The sequence below is a fragment of the Peptostreptococcaceae bacterium genome, assembly GCA_016649995.1.
Lineage (GTDB): Bacteria > Bacillota > Clostridia > Peptostreptococcales > BM714 > BM714.
Genome location: JAENWJ010000004.1, coordinates 1 through 15148 on the forward strand (window position 1 = coordinate 1; position 15148 = coordinate 15148).

The following is a 15148-nucleotide window of genomic DNA, read 5'->3' on the forward strand; positions in this document are numbered from 1 at the left end:
AGTTCTTTATCAGAAAACCCATACTTTGTTTGTATGATTAATGAGCCTAGAGCCATCCGCAAAGGCTTGGCTACATTCCCTATATTACTGGGAAATAATAAGGCATATCTTTTCTCAAATTGTTCCCACGGAACCAATTCCGCTAGTTTTACCCACCGGTTTTGAGGATTCATTTTAAGCCCTATTGGCTGCTTGAAATTAATAAAAGTAGGTTGTGAGTGATCAGTGGCTTTATACATGATTTCGTGCCCCTTTTGAGTAAATATTATAGATAAGTGCAAGGAAAATGCTTCTAATTGCTAAATACCCTTGCATCATTATATCAAATATTCACCTAAAAGTCAGTTAAATCAATGTTTTGAAGGTTAATCAGCAGACACTATATTAATGCTTCTTTCCGTGAAGATATCACATTCTACATACGAAATAAGCCCCGTAAAAAATACCTTTTCCTAAATAATCGTGGCAGTTTTCCCAAACCACTCGCATATACAGCTGCCTATTGCATTCTCCGAAAAGCTGGTGAAAACGCATTAAACAAAGCCATCTCGACGAATACCATGCGAAAAACTTTCGGATCTTACTATCAGACCAAAGTTATTGTCTTTCTAAAGAAACTCTTCAACCATTCATCACAGTAGATAACGGTCCGCTATATCGGCGTAGAAGCCTAAGAAATGGAAAAAATGTTCGATAACTTTTATCTTTAATAGACATAAAATCCGTAGTTTAAATCAAGTCAGGATCTTCCATCTCGTCTCTTTAGATAGCGAGAATATTTTGTTTCCACTTGTTGCCGAAAGTCAAAACGTCATAATCCAGTAACTGATAAGGCCCTGCAAAAGTAGGGTCTTTATATCAAGTTTGTTTAGACAAAAGCACTTCTTATTACAATATTCCTATATCTTGCAACTACTTTAGTTTTACGAACATAAACACCGATAGAATCCTTAAAACATAGAATACCTAAAGCCACACAGCCAATAGGAATTGAAATACAGTGCTTATGATATTCGTGTGGCTTCTTTCTTTTATTTAAAATGCAGGTTTTCGCTATAAGCCATAGATATTTTACTTGCTATTATGTGCTCAAATGTGCTCAAAAAATCAAAATCGTACATTATCAGCAAAACAAAAACCCTGCCAAAAGCAAGAATTTTCAACGTGTTAATTGTCCCCAAAAGCCCCCTTACAAAATCATTCTTATTCCATTCTTTCTTAGCCATTCCCTTCGATCCTTGTAGTCGGGCATTATCTTTTCAACCACGCCCCAAAACTCCTTTGAATGGTTGAATTGCACCATATGACACATCTCGTGAACTACTATGTAATCTATAACATCCATAGGAGCCATGGCGCATCTCAGATTAAAATTAAGCCTATGGGCATTTGAGCAACTGCCCCACCTTTTCCTCTGTTTTTTAGCCTTTATCTCAATGGGTCTTTGAACAAAGTGTCTCTGATAATGCCTCACCCTCTCGGTTACAATATCAAGAGACTTTTCCCTGTACCAATCCTCCATTGCCTTTCCCAATACCGCTATATCTTCCGTACCCGTTATCATATGAAAATACCCGCCCTCAAACTCGACAGATGGTTTCTTTGCTGATACGTCCATTTGCACCTTAAGGCGGTACTCATGGCCTAGATACATGAAGATTTCACCGCTTGCATATTTTCTATCTCTCTTTTCAAATCTTGATTCTTTAATCTCACTGAGCTTCTTTTCAATCCATTTCGCCTTGGACTTTACTATCTTTAGGATTTCGTCGTCCTTTATTCCGACAGGCGCAACGACAAAAACGGAATCCGGCGGCTCAACACTGATTCTTAAGCTCTTCCTTTTCCTGTATTCGACTGTGAATTCTATTGTTTCCGTTCCGTATTCGAATCTCATGTTTCCCCGCCTTCTGTCAGATAGCATCTATAAACAATTTTCGAGTCGTCAACTATTTTAAACCTGCATTCTCTACAAGTATAGCACGCGCCCGCGCCCGCCCCCCAACAACAAAAATAGCAAGACACATATTTCTATGCCTTGATATTTTATAGTTTAGTATTGATTCTATCTCTCCGAACATATGAAATCTAATCTTAATTAACTTCAGTTTCACCGATTTCTTCAAGTACTTCAAGAATCCTCTCCATTTCCCGTATCCTTAAGGTCTGAACCTTTGCACAATAAGGTCTGAACCTTTGCACAATTTTCGAGCGACTCGCTTGCGTCAACCTCACTGCCACTTCTCAGTCTTGCCTTTACCCGCGCAACTACCTCCTTGGGTTGAAACGGTTTCACAACATAGTCATCAGCTCCAAGTTCGAAACCTTGAATTTTATCCTCGAGCATATCTCTAGCAGTCATCATTATAATGGGAACTGAATTGGTACGTCTTATTAACTTGCAAACCTCCCACCCATCTATAACCGGAAGCATTATATCCAGAAGCACCAAATCGACTTTGTTGTTCTTAATAAAGTTTAGCGCAGAACTTCCATCATAACTCTGAAATGTCTCGAATCCAGCATCAATCAAATATATATTTAATAATTCGCTTATATTTTTATCGTCATCCACAATCAATATGTGTTTTTTATCCATTGCATGCCTCCGTAATGCATCCATTAAGAAACCCAATCAAATAATGTATATTTTTATTATTATATCATATCGACTAACCCAATCCATGATTACAATCGTTCTCGAAACACTATGATAAGCATTAATTCACTACCCCCCCAAAAAAATATTTGACAAAGTCAGAATATCATTGTATTATTTATATGTGCATATGCACACAACGAGAGGAGGTTGAAATGTCAAGAGGTAAAAAAGACAGATTTTGTAGACGACTAAGCGACCAGAAAATATACATTCCCTACGGAATGCCACTAGATTCCTTGGAAAAAGTAAGCATAGAGCTTGATGAATTTGAAGCAATAAGACTATGCGACTACGACGGCAAAAGCCAAATTGAAGCAAGTGAACAAATGGGACTCTCACGTGGAACTGTACAAAGGTTGCTTCTGTCCGGGCGAAAAAAAATCATTGACGGATTCTTTCACTCAAAGGCTATAATTGTCAAAAACAACAACGAAAATATTAAATTTAAAGGAGAAAACAACATGACTATCGATTTAAAAAACACAGTAAGAATTGCATTCCCAACAAATGACAAGATAACTGTAGAAGAGCATTTCGGGCATTGCAAATTTTTTGCTATCTTCACAGTAAATGATAAGGAGTTAATGGATACTGAGTATGTCACAGCACCTGCCCACCAACCAGGACTTCTTCCCAAATTCCTAGGAGAACTCAACGCGAATGCAATCATTACCGGCGGAATGGGCCAAATGGCAATAAATCTATTTAAGGAAGCAAATATTGAAGTTATTCTCGGAGCTAGAGGAAGCATAGAAACCAATTTGAACGAATATCTTGGTGGAGATCTCTACTCTACCGGCTCTGCTTGCCAACATGACCACAATGATTAAATTGCTAATATTAACGATAAAATAATTTGATAAAGGAGATACAGATTATGATAATAGGAATTTGTGCTAAAGAACAAAGATTGGACAGCCCAGTAGCCGATAGATTTGGTAGAGCTGAATGCTATGTTATGTACAACACGGAAACGAAAGAAGTAACAACAACCGATAATTCCGCAAAAAACGAAGCCAGCGGAGCAGGCGGAAGCGCTGTAAGGATTCTTAACGAACACGGTGTCGAAGTAGTACTTGCACCTGAACTCGGACCCAAAGCCATGGATGCTATAAAGGCATTTGAAATAAAGGCATATTCTTACGGAAATAGCAAAACAGTCAAGGAAGCTCTGGACAATTACGAAAGCGGAAAACTAAAACAATTTATAACCAATTCCACTGCATCACACCACGGGCTAAGAAAAGCTTAAGTCAAATAGTTTGGAGAAAAAACCATGAAAATAGCTATACTTAGCGGAAAAGGCGGAACAGGCAAAACCACGGTAGCGACCAATATGGCCTTGAACTACAAAAATGCCATTCTAGTTGATGCCGATGTAGAAGAACCCAACAGCCATATATTTATCAAACCTGTTGTCACTAATGAAAAAAGCGTATTCAAGAAATACCCTGTGGTCGACATGGAAAGATGCGATCTTTGCGGAGATTGCGGCAGATTTTGCAAATACAATGCCATACTACCCGCAAAGAACAAGGTGCTCGTATTCAAGGAAATCTGCCATGACTGCGGGGGTTGCGAGATTATATGCAAGAAAAACGCAATCTCATACAAGGAACGGGAAATCGGCAAAATATTTTCCGGAAACGGAATCGCCGATATTCGTTTCTTATATGGTGATCTGAATGTCGGCGAGGTTTCCGGCGTAAAGATAATTTCAGAACTCAGGGAAATCGTCAAGGATAAAGAGATTGTTATAATCGATTCTCCCCCAGGCACTTCCTGCGCAGCAGTTGAGGCTGTCGAAGGAGCAAACTATGCTGTTATAGTTTCAGAACCCACCCCATTCGGTGTAAGCGACATGAAAATGGTTGTTGAAATGCTTGAAAACATGAAAATACCATTCGGTGTAGTCGTCAACAAGGCGGGTCTGGGCAATGACGAAATCTATGAGTATTGTTCCGGAAAGAATATCGAGGTGCTTGAAAACATTCCATTCAGCGAAGAAATCGCAAAAATGTACGCTGTCGGAGAAATGATGTGCTCCGGGGACAAAAAATATAATCTTTATTTCAAGAACATCATTAGCAAAATAATGGATATAAAATAGATTATTAACGAAAGGTCATATGCCATGGATATTAATGAAATCGTTGTCATATCAGGAAAGGGAGGCACAGGAAAAACCACCCTCGTCGCTTCTTTAGTGCCTTTTCTTGATAATCCGGTTATAGCGGACTGCGATGTAGACGCTCCGGACCTTAACATATTGTTCGGTGAAAAAATCCAAAATTCAAAGGATTTCGTAGGCTTAAAGAGAGCCGTCATTAACGATGACATCTGCATAAAATGCGGACTATGCCATCAAAAATGCAAGTTCAACGCAATAAGCGAAGACATAAAGGTTAATTGGAGCAAATGTGAAGGTTGCAGCCTATGCGAATACGTTTGCCCTGTAAATGCTATCGAGATGAAGGATTCCGTAGTCGGTCATGTATTCGATTCTGAAACCCCATACGGGCCAATGGTTCATGCCCGGCTCATACCGGGTGAAGAAACCTCCGGAAAGCTTGTGTCAGAAGTAAGAAAAGAGGCAAAAGCGCTAGCAGAAAAGTCTGGTAGAAGCACAATAATCATTGATGGCTCACCCGGTATCGCATGCAATGTAATAGCATCCATAACGGGCGTAAAAAAAGCCGTCATAGTCATAGAACCTACCTTTTCGGGGCTTCATGACCTTGAAAAAGTTCACAGGCTGGTCCAAAACTTCAACCTTGAAATCATGGTTGTAATAAACAAATGCAATTTGTCTAAGGATGGGCTTGATGTCATTGAAAATTATTGCAAAAATGAAAACCTGGAGATAGCTCTCAGAATACCGTTCAACAAAGAAATAGTCAAAACTATAACCCGAAAAAAAATACCGTCTATCGAAAACAAGGACTTCTTCGATAGCATAGGATTTGATGAATTCGTGGAAAAGATAAAAGCCTAAAGCAAAATAGCAGGTTCTCTCAAAAGGAACCTGCTATTTTTATATACATATACTACATTTTGTGCATCTTATAGAACAGCTTCTCGTAGTCGTCTACATTCATCTTTTTGGGATTGCTGTCGTTGGAACCGTTTTTCTCGGACAATTCCGCAAGTAGTCTAAATTTAGCCGGGTCTGTTCCAAGGGATTTGAAGTCCGGCAATCCTATTTCAGCAGAAATATTCATGATAAGTTTTATTCCCTCTTTTGCTGCACTTTCATCGTCCTTATCCTCTATCCCCATAGCCCTCGCCACCCTCGCATACTTTTGCAAAATGAAAGGAAGATTCTCGGTCATGATGTGCGGAAGGATTATTGAGTTGCAAAGTCCGTGCGGCTTATCGTATATGCTTCCAAGTGCCTCTGCCATACAGTGCACAGATGCCACATCTGAATGACTGAACGATAGCCCGGCCAATAAGCTCCCAAGCATCATTCCGTCCCTTGCCTCTTCATCCGAGCCGTCTTTGACGGCCCTTACTATATACTTTGCAATATGTTCTGCCGCATAAAGTCCCAAAGCCTCGGCTATTGGCTCAGTACATGTGGCTGTGTATCCCTCAATTGCGTGCGTAAGCGCATCTATCCCCGTTGATGCTGTTACAAGTTTGGGAAGAGTGTACGTAAGCTCAGGATCTACCAGTGCCACTTTTGCGGCTATTGCCGGACTCTTTATTGTAAATTTGAAGTTCTCTTTAGTATCGGTTATTACTGATGAAAAGGTTACTTCGCTTCCTGTTCCCGCAGTAGTTGGGACAGTAATAAGAGGCAGACAGTTCTCTCCAATTACTTTTTTCACATAATCCCTTATGTCTCCGCCCTGCCTTGCAAGAACAGCTATTCCTTTCGCGGCATCAATCGGGCTTCCTCCACCAACTGCCACAAGAGCATCCACATTCTCTATTCTGGCCAAATCGGCGCCACTGTGCACATTATAGTCCTTCGGGTTCGCCTCTACCTCATCGAATACCACGATTTCCTTGTCGTCACCTAAAAAACCTAAAACTTTATCAAGAATTCCCGCCTTTATTATTCCCTTGTCGCAAACAACCATTATTTTTTTAGCAGACAGTTTGTTAAGTTCTACGTCCAATTCCTTTACAACGCCTTTTCCGTATCTTATCTTCGAAGGCAACACAAAATCAAAATTCATAAAATCCTCCAATCAATTCATTATTATATTCGATTCTTCCATCATTATATCAAAATATGTCGGATTTAAATAACCCATACACATCCACTATTAATTTGGGTCAATCCTCTTCCATGAATTCCTCTAAATGCTTCAGCTCATGTCCCTCAATAATCAAATATATATGTTCATTCTCTTCATAGGCTTCCCTGAACACATTGATTATTGCCTCTCCGTATCCCCCAAGGTTATCGACCATGGCATCTGCATTGCTAATGATGATTCTTTTGGGGAAAAAATCTGTTGAAAGGCAGTCCCACAAGGCATCCAAATTGTTGCCGTAGTAATCAGGCAAATCCAGTTTAATTTTCAAATATGCATGGACCGCGGCCCTATCCGTCATTTCCGCTCCGTCAAGTCGAATCTCTTCCATTTTTCCGCCTCCTAGTATAGCTGTTCAAAGGTTTCATAATGATCGCCTGTGTAAAATACCAACCCGTCATTGGAATAAACTATCCGTTCCGCTCCGCGATACCCGCCATTATAATTAATGTCGCACTCGTAATACTTGCGGCCGTTCGCATCCGGCAAAAGACCCTCGCGGTTTCCGAAATAATCTCCTCCAATGGACTTTTGGTCGGTCACTTCCCAAAGGTTCCCTTCAGAACTGACCCAACCAAGCTTTTGCGCATCGTTCCTTATTATGTAATTCGGAGGCAAAACAGAAAATTCATTGATATATTCCGCCACTTCATCCTTGCTTGAATAGATTCCGTCCTCTTCCACCCGGGTATTTCCCATTCCCGGCTCGCCTTCCATCTTGCCTCCTTGAATCCGGTCCCTGTCGGGTTCCCCTTCAGAAACTTCCACATTTGTCCCGGAGTTTTCAGGCGCAAGACTTGCGTCATACGATTGGCATCCCACCAACAATGCAAATACAAGAACGATGCACAAGAAGCCTAGCATCTTGTCACATTTTTTGATTTTAAACATCGATTAGTCCCCCTCGGCCTTGGAATGCGCAACGACCTTTCTTTAATAGATGCGTCATTATCCATATACCCAATATCCATCTTGTTGAAATCAAATACAAATTATTTCATACTAAATGGCATACAAAAATCACTCTCGCTTGAAACAAACGACTTCTTCCGCTTTTCTCCCTCGTTTTAACTTTTGTAACCAATCCATGACTAATCTCTTTTACCCAGGCTTCGCCCAAAAACGAAAAAGTCCCCAAACAGTTGTCATAACTAGGTTTGGGGATTTCTAAATTGGTGCGCCCAGAGGGATTCGAACCCCCGACCTTTCGGTTCGTAGCCGAACACTCTATCCAACTGAGCTATGGACGCACATATCAAAAATAAAAAATGGAGGCGACAACCGGAATCGAACCGGTGGTGGAGATTTTGCAGACCTCTGCCTTACCGCTTGGCTATGTCGCCTCATTTGGTGATCCATCCGCGACTCGAACGCGGGACACCCTGATTAAAAGTCAGATGCTCTGCCAACTGAGCTAATGGACCATGAAGTATATTAAAGTATGTTTGGGGCGGCTGATGGGAATCGAACCCACGCGTGCAGGAGCCACATTCCTGTGTCTTAACCACTTGACTACAGCCGCCATGTAATTGTTTGGTTGGAGCGGGTGAAGGGGATCGAACCCTCGCAACCGGCTTGGAAGGCCGGGGCTCTACCACTGAGCTACACCCGCGGATTATATCCTTGGAGCGAAAGACGGGATTCGAACCCGCGACCCTCGCCTTGGGAAGGCGATGCTCTACCAGCTGAGCCACTTTCGCATAAGTACAGCTTGCAGTAGGCCGTTTGCAACAGGCTATAAAAACAGTAAAAAACCAGTGCAATAACCAACGCTCATTATAATTATTTTTGGTGGAGGGAGAAGGATTTGAACCTTCGTAGGCTGCGCCGACGGATTTACAGTCCGTTCCCTTTGGCCACTCGGGCATCCCTCCGTGTTATAAGATTTGCAATGGAGCCAGCGAGAGGACTTGAACCCCCAACCTACTGATTACAAGTCAGTTGCTCTACCAATTGAGCTACGCTGGCAAATTATGGCGACCTGGAAGAGACTCGAACTCTCGACCTCCGGCGTGACAGGCCGGCGTTCTAACCAACTGAACTACCAGGCCGCGTTTGTAAATAAAACATGTGGTGGGCACAACAGGGCTCGAACCTGTGACCCCCTGCTTGTAAGGCAGGTGCTCTCCCAGCTGAGCTATGCGCCCACTTTTGGTGACCCCTAGGGGAATCGAACCCCTGTTACCGCCGTGAAAGGGCGGTGTCTTGACCGCTTGACCAAGGGGCCAAATAATGGCTCCAAAGGTGAGATTCGAACTCACAGCCTACCGGTTAACAGCCGGGTGCTCCACCGTTGAGCTACTTTGGAACATAGTTTTTAGCGACTGCATCATAATACCAAATTCACGGTAAATTGTCAACACAAATGGCGATTTTTAATATCAATTTATGATTCACAAATGATAATGTCCTCTTATACCACAAATGCCGATTTTTAATATCAATAACCCCTCAAATTTATTTCTCCAACATGGGGCCTTACGGCTTCCATGATTTCTTCGGCTTCGATTTTGCTTAGAGGACTCAAGTTCTCATCGAAATGGCCCTCGGGAATGCGGAATTTCTGAAGTGCGTAGCTCTTAGCTCCCGAAACGAGATGCGCCAAGGCTTCCTTGTCAGAGGAGGGGTTATACTCTCTGGTAATAGTCGTTCTAAACTCGTAGTCTATACCTGATTTTTTTATCATTTCAATCGATTCCTTCAGCTTGGGCAATTCATCTGCGCTGCACTTCGTCAAGGCGCAATATCTTTCCATTGTGCACTTAACATCCATTGCTACGAAGTCAAGCCATTTGCCGTCAAGCAGTTCCCTAATCATATCGGGGTTTGCTCCGTTGGTGTCAAGCTTTACTAGTTTTCCCATTCCTTTGACTCTCCGCGCAAACTCCGGAAGTTCTTTGTGTATGGTCGGCTCACCGCCGCTTATGCATATGCCGTCAACCATTGCCGACCGTTTCTTGAGAAAAGCAAGCACCTCATCGGACGAAATCGCTTCAAGATTCGAACCGTTTTCAACCAATTCCCAATTGTGGCAATATGGGCATCTGAAATTGCAGCCTCCTACAAAGGCCGTTGTTGCTATCTTTCCGGGGTAATCCATCAGCGACACCCTTTGCCAGCCTCTAAACTGCATTTAAAACGCTCCTGAGGCCTTTTGCATGCTGAAGACCTTTCTTTCTTTGTATTCTTCCCTTTTGCCCTTGTTCCAACTCTTAACCGGCCTGTGGAACCCTACAACCCTTGTCCATATTTCTGTTTCCGCGCCGCATTTCGGACAGGTGGGTTGCTCGCCTCTCAGGTATCCATGCACACCACAAACGGAAAAGGTAGGAGAAATTGTAAAATACGGTATCTCGTAATTTTCCATTACCCTGCGTAATAGCAGCTTACATGTTTCCATGTCCTCTATGCTCTCCCCGAGGAAGCCGTGGAATACCGTTCCTCCAGTGTAAAGCGTCTGCAATGGTTCCTGAAGGTCAAGCGCTTCAAATAAATCCTCGGTATGTCCAACAGGCAACTGTGAGCTGTTTGTGTAGTATGGGACCTCGCTTCCGGCAGCGATTATGCCGGGATACATCTCCTTGTCCAGTTTTGCCAGCCGGTATGCCGTTCCCTCTGCAGGGGTAGCTTCCAGGTTGTAAAGGTTGCCTGTTTCCTCTTGGTATTCTCTCATGGCTTCTCTCATGTACTCCAGGGCTTCCACCGCGAATTTCAGTCCCTTTTCGGTTGTTATGTTTTCCTCATTTCCAAAGAAGTTCTCTATGCACTCGTTCATTCCATTGATGCCGATGGTAGAGAAATGATTTTTCCAGTAATCCCCCATTCCACTTTGCACTTCGGAAAGATAGAATTTGCTATATGGATACAACCCATTTACGGTACTTTTTTCTATCATCTTTCTTTTTGTTTCAAGAGATGATTTGGCAATGTCCATGATACGGCGCAGCCTCTCGAAAAAATCGGCCTTATCTTTGGAAACATAGCCCAGCCTTGGCATATTGACAGTAACCACCCCTATGCTTCCCGTAAGAGGATTTGCCCCGAAAAGGCCTCCCCCTCTTTTTCTGAGCTCGCGGTTGTCAAGACGGAGTCTGCAGCACATTGACCTTGCATCCTCGGGATCCATGTCAGAATTTACAAAATTCGCAAAATAGGGTATACCGTACTTGGCTGTCATTTCTATTACGCTGTCAAAAACAGGAGATTCCCAATCAAAATCCTTTGAAATATTGTATGTGGGAATTGGAAATGTAAAAATTCTACCCTTCGCATCGCCCTCCATCATCACCTCGGAGAAGGCATTGTTTATCATGTCCATTTGCTCCTGGAATTCTCCGTAGGAGTATTCAAAATTATTTTTCCCCCCAATTATAATCGGCATTTCCTTTAGATTATTAGGGCATATCAGGTCCATTGTCAGATTAACAAAAGGCGTTTGAAAGCCCACCCTTGTCGGGACATTCAGGTTGAAGATGAATTCCTGCATAGACTGTTTTACTTTTTTGTAATCCAGATTGTCAAATTTTACGAAAGGGGCCAGATATGTATCGAATGATGAAATTGCCTGAGCCCCTGCAGCTTCCCCTTGAAGGGTGTAAAAAAAGTTTACCAACTGCCCCAAAGCCGTTTTAAAATGCTTTGGCGGTTTGCTCTCAACCTTTCCCTCCGCCCCCTTGAAGCCCTTTAGAAGAAGGTCTTCAAAGCTCCATCCACAGCAATAGGGGGCCAAAAGCCCCAAATCGTGTATGTGAAAGTCCCCTTTTCTGTGGGCCTTGCTTATAGTATTGGTATAGACACGGTCAAGCCAAAAGTTCTTTGTAACCTCCGAGATTATGTGGTTGTTTAGCCCCTGAAGTGAAAAACCCATGTTCGAGTTTTCCTTTACGCGCCAGTTCTCCTCGGAAACATATTCATCCACAATTTTTTCGGCATCTATAAGGGATTTCTTAGTACTTCTTATATACTGATGGGTCATTCTGTATCTTATATATTCCCTTGCCGTTTTTCTCTCCCCCATTTCCATGAGAGTTTCTTCGACTGCGTCCTGTATTTCTTCAACCGACGGATATTCACGATTGTAACTTTTCTTTTCCATATTATATATAACTTTGTCGGAAATGACCTCCGACAATTTTTTAAGTTCATTAGCGTTCCTATCCAGGTAAACGCTTATCATTCCCTGATAAATGGCATTTGTTATTTTATCCTTTCGGAATTCCACGACCTGCTTATCTCTTTTTATCACTTTCTCGTACATGGTCATACCCCTTTCGCAAATGCAAATATTCAGGCCTTTTAGTACTGTTTACAGCCTATTCCTCTCAAACAAAAATAATATTCCTAAAAACAAGTTTATACTACATATGGTACTTAATCAAGATTTAATAACGATATTTTGTTGATTGCATATATTTATTTGGTAAAAAAAATCACAACCTTAAAAACACAAAAAAAAATCTCAAGCGGCCTACAGCAGCATACCGCCTGAGATTTTACGCAAATTTGACTGCAATTATTCAAACTATCCAAGAAGCCTATCTAATTCGGCTTTGTTGAATCCTTCTATAGTTTCTTCTCCGATTTGAATTACAGGAACTCCCATGAAGCCCATTTTCATTAGTTCTTTTCTTGCTTCCATGTCTGTGGAAACATTCTTTTCTACAAATTCTACACCTTTTTCATTAAGATACTCTTTAGCAACTTTGCAATAATGGCAAGTTGAACTTGAAAAAACTACTACCTCTTTATTCATATTATTATTCCTCCTCTAAATTTTTTAACCTTTGACTTAATACACTTTAGCAGCTGCGGCTTGCCCCTCCACCAAGGGGTTTAACGATAAAACCTCTGGCGAAAAAACTATTCTGGTAATCAACGCTGAATTCCCCGCCCATTTCCAGTATGTCTTTCTCGACTACATACGTTACATCATCATGGCTTTCAGTATAGTCATTTTCCTTTTGCTTATCCAAAGCAATTCCAAAGTTTGGGCCACCTCATCCAAACCCTTCCATGGTTATTCTGATTACTGGACTTTCCATTTTCTTATCATTGACGATTTCGGCTATCTTTTCCCTAGCCTTAGACGTTACGCTTATATTCATTATACCATTCTCCTTTTTAGTTTAAACCTTTTCTTACCCCCATGGGGTATTATATTTTTATATTATAGCATTATTTCGCAAACGTCAAGTCATAATCGCGATTTTTTTATCAATAGCAAAAACCGGACATGGTCCCTGTCCCCTTGTCCGGTTTTTGTCTGTCTGTACGATTTTGCGCAAAATAAAAAGGATCCGACTGATACGCCGGACCCTTTTGTTATTTCTATTATCCTAGTTTTTTGGAGAAAATTGCAAGAACCACGATGATTCCAACACCGAATATCATTAGGCTCTTTGAAGCAATTGCAATTATGCCGTTAACAGCTACGAAAGCTATTGCAACTGGAATAAAATATTTAACGGTATAATACCAAACATTAAAGAGAGCAAACTTGATTGTTCCACCATTTGTAAGCTCGTCCTCGAGGTCTTCCTTCTTCATAAACCATCCAACGGCGATAGCTAGTAACATTCCGCCAATAGCAAGGAAGATTTTGTCTGTCAGTATATCGAAGAAGTCGAAAGCTCCTACTCCGAGGAATGTAACTCCGGACATGACTCCGAGAGATAGTGATGACAGTATGCCTGTAACAACCATGATTCCTGAAGTAAGGTAAACGGCAGGTTTTCTTTCCATGCCTCTTGAGTCAATCATGTATGATACAACAACTTCCATGAGAGATACGGAAGATGTAAGTGCTGCAACCGTCAATGCTATGAAGAATAAAGCTGAGAACAAGGTTCCTATTCCGCCCATTGCGGCGAATATTTGCGGTACTACTACGAAAACGAGTCCAGGTCCTTGCTCAGGCTCCATGCCGAATGCGAAGAGAGCAGGAAATATTGCAAGACCTGCAAGAAGCGCTACGCCTGTATCCATCAGTGTAACCATGAGTGCGTTGCTATGAAGATTTTCACTCTTGTTGAGATAACTACCATAGGTCATCATACAACCCATACCTAGGCTGAGAGAGAAGAAAGCCTGTCCCAATGCAGCTAAGTATGTATATTTGGTAACTTTGGAGAAGTCCGGCTTGAACAAGAACTCGAGTCCGGCGCCTGCGCCCGGAAGAGTCATGCTTCTCATAGCGATAAGCATAAGAAGTACGAAAAGTGTAGGCATAAGTACTTTACCCGCTTTTTCAATACCTCCCGATATTCCTTTGGCTACGATCAATGTATTCATTGCAAGGAAAACAAGGAACCAAATGATAGGTTGCGTCGGGCTTGTTTTGAATCCGCCAAACACATCGCCTATTGCATCTGGAGCAGCCAAAAGACCTGAGAACGACTTGAAAATGTACGCTACTGACCAACCACCGACTACAGGATAGAATCCCATGATAAAGAATCCACTCAAAACTCCCAATACACCTGCAAATGTCCATCTGTTGCCTATGGTTTTGTAGGCACCTACAGCAGATTGTTGAGTTCTTCTACCAACTGCAAATTCTGCAATCATGATGCTTAGTCCAACAACCATTACGAAAAATAAATAAATAATGATAAATGCGCCACCACCGTTTTCTCCGGTCATGTATGGGAATCTCCAGATATTCCCTAGGCCAACTGCCGAACCTGCTGCCGCCATAAGGAATCCCATGCGTGATCCCCAATTGTCTCGTTGTTTCGTTTCCACTAAATAACCCCTCCTTTAAAATATGTTAGTATGAAAAAAATGGATATATAATTCAGTCAAGACCGTCAATTTTGCTTAGTCTTGACAAATTACCACTTTTGCTACAGCATATTGATACAAATCTGTATTTACCTTTATTCTCTATATGTAATGTTTATTCCTTCTATACCTTTATGTTTTTAGAAAATTTTCATAATAAATTTATATTGAGTCTCCGCATTATTATATGTGTTTCCCACTTCACTCGCCACGCGGCTTATATTTCTTACTATTTAACATAGCATAATAATACAAGCTTTTCAATATACAAAAATGCACTTCTGAATTCCAATAGCCCATTCACGTCAGTCCAATGGCTCATCACGGTCTCAAATCAGCATCTCGGCTCGTTATATATATAACCTCAAAGAGCATGGTTATGCGGGGCGTTGCATAACCATGCTCTTTGAGGTTGTTGTATACATTATTCTGAATA

Annotated in this window: 15 protein-coding genes and 12 tRNA genes; 4 read left to right on the plus strand and 23 right to left on the minus strand. The window is 41.7% G+C overall.

Annotation, left to right across the window (positions count from 1 at the left end; translation table 11 throughout):
- Positions 1 to 1031: 1031 nt before the first annotated feature.
- The 3 genes from JJE29_01415 to JJE29_01425 form a co-directional block, all read right to left on the minus strand.
- Complete coding sequence (locus JJE29_01415; protein MBK5251297.1) at positions 1032 to 1226, minus strand: hypothetical protein; 195 nt, start codon at positions 1224 to 1226, stop codon at positions 1032 to 1034.
- A complete protein-coding gene (locus JJE29_01420; protein MBK5251298.1) occupies positions 1190 to 1897 on the minus strand; it encodes a M48 family metallopeptidase in 708 nt (235 codons plus the stop codon). The genes JJE29_01415 and JJE29_01420 overlap by 37 nt, the downstream gene beginning before the upstream one ends.
- Positions 1898 to 2131: 234 nt before the next feature.
- A complete protein-coding gene (locus JJE29_01425; GenBank protein MBK5251299.1) occupies positions 2132 to 2599 on the minus strand; it encodes a response regulator in 468 nt (155 codons plus the stop codon).
- 215 nt (positions 2600 to 2814) lie between these two features.
- On the opposite strand from JJE29_01425, the gene JJE29_01430 reads away from it, so the two are divergent.
- From JJE29_01430 to JJE29_01445, 4 genes are read left to right on the plus strand one after another with little or no spacing between them, the layout of a single operon-like run.
- Entirely contained in the window at positions 2815 to 3492 is a 678-nt protein-coding gene (locus JJE29_01430) for a DUF134 domain-containing protein (protein ID MBK5251300.1), read from the plus strand.
- A gap of 47 nt (positions 3493 to 3539) precedes the next feature.
- The gene (locus JJE29_01435) at positions 3540 to 3914 is read left to right on the plus strand and encodes a NifB/NifX family molybdenum-iron cluster-binding protein (protein ID MBK5251301.1); all 375 of its coding nucleotides are present in this window, start codon (positions 3540 to 3542) and stop codon (positions 3912 to 3914) included.
- Positions 3915 to 3938: 24 nt separating this feature from the next.
- On the plus strand, positions 3939 to 4772 hold the full coding sequence (locus tag JJE29_01440; GenBank protein MBK5251302.1) for an ATP-binding protein: 834 nt from the start codon (positions 3939 to 3941) through the stop codon (positions 4770 to 4772).
- A gap of 24 nt (positions 4773 to 4796) precedes the next feature.
- Positions 4797 to 5657 carry an ATP-binding protein gene (locus JJE29_01445; GenBank protein ID MBK5251303.1) on the plus strand — a complete coding sequence of 287 codons (861 nt, stop codon included), beginning with the start codon at positions 4797 to 4799 and terminating at the stop codon, positions 5655 to 5657.
- A 52-nt stretch (positions 5658 to 5709) separates the two neighbouring features.
- Here the strand turns inward: JJE29_01445 and JJE29_01450 are convergent, their stop codons facing one another.
- The 20 genes from JJE29_01450 to JJE29_01545 form a co-directional block, all read right to left on the minus strand.
- Positions 5710 to 6849: an iron-containing alcohol dehydrogenase gene (locus tag JJE29_01450; protein ID MBK5251304.1), complete on the minus strand. Its 1140-nt coding sequence runs from the start codon at positions 6847 to 6849 to the stop codon at positions 5710 to 5712.
- A gap of 100 nt (positions 6850 to 6949) precedes the next feature.
- Complete coding sequence (locus JJE29_01455) at positions 6950 to 7261, minus strand: barstar family protein (protein MBK5251305.1); 312 nt, start codon at positions 7259 to 7261, stop codon at positions 6950 to 6952.
- A gap of 11 nt (positions 7262 to 7272) precedes the next feature.
- A complete protein-coding gene (locus JJE29_01460) occupies positions 7273 to 7794 on the minus strand; it encodes a ribonuclease (GenBank protein MBK5251306.1) in 522 nt (173 codons plus the stop codon).
- Positions 7795 to 8103: 309 nt separating this feature from the next.
- Positions 8104 to 8180: transfer RNA gene (locus JJE29_01465), tRNA-Arg, on the minus strand.
- Positions 8181 to 8199: 19 nt separating this feature from the next.
- Positions 8200 to 8273 (minus strand) — tRNA-Cys (locus tag JJE29_01470).
- A 5-nt stretch (positions 8274 to 8278) separates the two neighbouring features.
- A tRNA-Lys gene (locus tag JJE29_01475) sits at positions 8279 to 8354 on the minus strand.
- A 22-nt stretch (positions 8355 to 8376) separates the two neighbouring features.
- Positions 8377 to 8452, minus strand: a tRNA-His gene (locus JJE29_01480).
- A 16-nt stretch (positions 8453 to 8468) separates the two neighbouring features.
- A tRNA-Gly gene (locus tag JJE29_01485) sits at positions 8469 to 8542 on the minus strand.
- 12 nt (positions 8543 to 8554) lie between these two features.
- Positions 8555 to 8630, minus strand: a tRNA-Gly gene (locus JJE29_01490).
- An 89-nt stretch (positions 8631 to 8719) separates the two neighbouring features.
- Positions 8720 to 8804 (minus strand) — tRNA-Tyr (locus tag JJE29_01495).
- Between the two features lie 18 nt (positions 8805 to 8822).
- Positions 8823 to 8898 (minus strand) — tRNA-Thr (locus tag JJE29_01500).
- 6 nt (positions 8899 to 8904) lie between these two features.
- Positions 8905 to 8981, minus strand: a tRNA-Asp gene (locus JJE29_01505).
- Positions 8982 to 9001: 20 nt separating this feature from the next.
- Positions 9002 to 9077, minus strand: a tRNA-Val gene (locus JJE29_01510).
- Positions 9078 to 9082: 5 nt separating this feature from the next.
- Positions 9083 to 9157: transfer RNA gene (locus tag JJE29_01515), tRNA-Glu, on the minus strand.
- 6 nt (positions 9158 to 9163) lie between these two features.
- Positions 9164 to 9238, minus strand: a tRNA-Asn gene (locus JJE29_01520).
- Between the two features lie 132 nt (positions 9239 to 9370).
- Entirely contained in the window at positions 9371 to 10063 is a 693-nt protein-coding gene (locus JJE29_01525; GenBank protein ID MBK5251307.1) for an anaerobic ribonucleoside-triphosphate reductase activating protein, read from the minus strand.
- Entirely contained in the window at positions 10064 to 12187 is a 2124-nt protein-coding gene (locus JJE29_01530; protein MBK5251308.1) for a ribonucleoside triphosphate reductase, read from the minus strand.
- A 264-nt stretch (positions 12188 to 12451) separates the two neighbouring features.
- On the minus strand, positions 12452 to 12682 hold the full coding sequence (locus JJE29_01535; protein ID MBK5251309.1) for a glutaredoxin family protein: 231 nt from the start codon (positions 12680 to 12682) through the stop codon (positions 12452 to 12454).
- A gap of 46 nt (positions 12683 to 12728) precedes the next feature.
- Positions 12729 to 12902: a hypothetical protein gene (locus JJE29_01540; protein MBK5251310.1), complete on the minus strand. Its 174-nt coding sequence runs from the start codon at positions 12900 to 12902 to the stop codon at positions 12729 to 12731.
- A gap of 358 nt (positions 12903 to 13260) precedes the next feature.
- The gene (locus tag JJE29_01545) at positions 13261 to 14637 is read right to left on the minus strand and encodes a sodium-dependent transporter (GenBank protein ID MBK5251311.1); all 1377 of its coding nucleotides are present in this window, start codon (positions 14635 to 14637) and stop codon (positions 13261 to 13263) included.
- Between the last annotated feature and the right edge of the window lie 511 nt (positions 14638 to 15148).